We start from the raw sequence: 2,650 nt of genomic DNA, 5'->3' as shown, positions 1-2,650 counted from the left end.
ACCACTCAAAAGGTGCGGGGCTTCGTCGTGCCCCGTTTCCCGGTACCCCCGATTGCCCGGCACGGTCTCAACTCTCCCTCAACACGGCGATATGCGGTGCTTGATCACAGTGCACATGTCTTGTGATGCTATGACCGCTTTTGACGGTTGAGTTGATGAGTTGATCGACGAAGAGGTGGCGTTGACCGTGTCGGCCAGTACTGCGCCACCCCAGGAAGAAACCCAAGCGCCCGTTCAGGAGAAACGTCGCGGCGCCGACACCCGCGCCCTCACCCAGGTCCTCTTCGGCCAGCTCAAGCACCTTGAACCGGGTACCCCGGAGCACAACCGCGTACGCGGGGCGCTCATCGAGGCGAACCTCCCGCTCGTGCGGTACGCGGCCGCCCGTTTCCGCTCCCGCAACGAGCCCATGGAGGACGTCGTCCAGGTCGGCACCATCGGCCTGATCAACGCCATCGACCGCTTCGACCCCGACCGGGGCGTGCAGTTCCCGACCTTCGCGATGCCGACCGTCGTCGGCGAGATCAAGCGCTACTTCCGGGACAACGTCCGCACGGTCCACGTCCCCCGCCGGCTGCACGAGCTCTGGGTCCAGGTGAACGGCGCCACCGAGGACCTCACGACCGCCTTCGGCCGCACCCCCACGACCGCCGAGATCGCCGAGCGGCTCCGCATCACCGAGGACGAGGTCCTGTCCTGCATCGAGGCCGGCCGCTCCTACCACGCGACCTCGCTGGAGGCCGCCCAGGAGGGCGACGGGATGCCGGGGCTCCTCGACCGACTCGGCTACGAGGACCCCGAGCTCGACGGCGTCGAACACCGCGACCTCGTACGGCACCTCCTCGTCCAGCTCCCCGAACGCGAGCAGCGCATCCTGCTGCTCCGCTACTACAGCAATCTGACGCAGTCACAGATCAGCGCGGAGCTGGGCGTCTCCCAGATGCACGTCTCCCGCCTGCTGGCCCGGAGCTTCGCGCGACTGCGATCGGCGAACCGCATCGAGTCCTAGGCCCGTCCTGGGCGGCGTCGACCGGTCGGCGTCGGGCCCCTGGGCGACACCCCGCGGCCCGGGACACCGGCGTGACCGTCGGTAACCGGCGACCCCCGTTCCACCTCGGAGGGACCGTGGGGCACGCGGGGCGCACAAAGGCAGGCGGGGCGCACAGAATGGGCCACGAGCACACGTGCCCAGGCCATCTGGCCTAACCGAATGCGCTGTCGAGGCATCACCACTGAGAGCGAATCACTCACAGCATCTCTTTCCGACAGTTATGGTCCAAAACACCGTCAGACCGCCTGTTTCCAGGGCTAATTACCCCTCTCCATGTCGACATGTCACTACATCGCGTTGCCGACGTGTGACATTCTTCCCCCAGCGCGTTTGCCGTGGCCTCGCCGCCGGTATTCAGGTGGAGGCTGCGTTCCCTACGACGGAGCGTCCGCCGCGACCGTCCGCGACCCAAAGGGGGTGGCATGTCCGCAGACCAGGGCAGCTCGAAGGTGCTCACGCTCGCCAAGAGCGAGACCGCGCCCGACGCTATCCAGGCCCCTCAGGACCTTCAGGAGCTCGAGGACCTTCCCGGCACCGAGGCTCCGCCGGCGCCTGAGTTCCCGGCCGTGCCGGCCTCGGCGAACATCGACACCCGCACCCTGTCCCGCTCCCTGTTCCTGCGGCTCGCCGCCCTCGACGAGAACAGCCCCGAGCGCGCCTACGTCCGGGACACCCTCATCGAGCTGAACCTCCCGCTGGTGCGCTACGCGGCCGCCCGATTCCGGTCGCGCAACGAGCCGATGGAGGACATCGTCCAGGTCGGCACCATCGGCCTGATCAAGGCGATCGACCGCTTCGACTGCGAACGGGGCGTGGAGTTCCCGACGTTCGCGATGCCGACGGTCGTGGGCGAGATCAAGCGATTCTTCCGCGACACCTCGTGGTCGGTGCGGGTCCCGCGCCGCCTCCAGGAACTGCGTCTGGCCCTCACCAAGGCCAGCGACGAGCTGTCGCAGAAGCTCGACCGCTCCCCGACGGTCACCGAACTCGCCGCCGTCCTGGGCGTGTCGGAGGAGGACGTCGTCGACGGCCTCGCGGTCGGCAACGCGTACACGGCGTCGTCGCTCGACTCACCCGCCCCCGAGGACGACGGCGGCGAGGGCTCGCTGGCGGACCGCCTCGGCTACGAGGACACCGCGCTCGAAGGGGTCGAGTACCGCGAGTCCCTCAAGCCGCTGCTCGCCAAACTCCCGCCCCGTGAGCGCCGGATCATCATGCTCCGCTTCTTCGCGAACATGACCCAGTCCCAGATCGGCGAAGAGGTCGGCATCTCCCAGATGCACGTCTCCCGCCTCCTCACCCGCACCCTGGCCCAGCTGCGCGAGGGCCTCATCTCCGACTGAGCTCCCGTCAAGAGACGGTAGCGAGCGCCCAGACAGAGACGAGACGACCGCCGGGATGTCCATGCGTTCAGGACATCCCGGCGGTCGTCGTGCGTGCGGAGGGATGCGCGTGGGGCAGTAGCTGGGTGGGGGGCGGAGTAGCTGAGTGGGTGCGTGCGGGTGGCGGGTGGTTGCTCACGAGGTTCCCCGCCCCCCTTGAGAACGCCGGGCGCCACCCATGCCGTAAAGGGGTACGGGGAACCGCGCGACCAGCCAC

At 68.3% G+C, this 2,650-nt stretch carries 2 protein-coding genes; both read left to right on the top strand.

Annotation, left to right across the window (positions count from 1 at the left end; genetic code table 11):
- The first annotated feature begins 175 nt into the window (after window positions 1-175).
- A complete protein-coding gene (locus AOK15_RS34555) occupies window positions 176-1,009 on the top strand; it encodes an RNA polymerase sigma factor SigF (RefSeq protein ID WP_055522256.1) in 834 nt (277 codons plus the stop codon).
- A gap of 464 nt (window positions 1,010-1,473) precedes the next feature.
- The gene (locus tag AOK15_RS34550; protein WP_055522255.1) at window positions 1,474-2,394 is read left to right on the top strand and encodes an RNA polymerase sigma factor SigF; all 921 of its coding nucleotides are present in this window, start codon (window positions 1,474-1,476) and stop codon (window positions 2,392-2,394) included.
- The last annotated feature ends 256 nt before the right edge of the window (window positions 2,395-2,650 follow it).

The sequence above is a fragment of the Streptomyces ossamyceticus genome, assembly GCF_001418475.1.
In the GTDB taxonomy this organism is placed as follows: Bacteria; Actinomycetota; Actinomycetes; order Streptomycetales; family Streptomycetaceae; genus Streptomyces; species Streptomyces ossamyceticus.
Note: the sequence above shows the minus strand (reverse complement) of the source record. Positions and strands in the feature narration are given on the sequence as shown.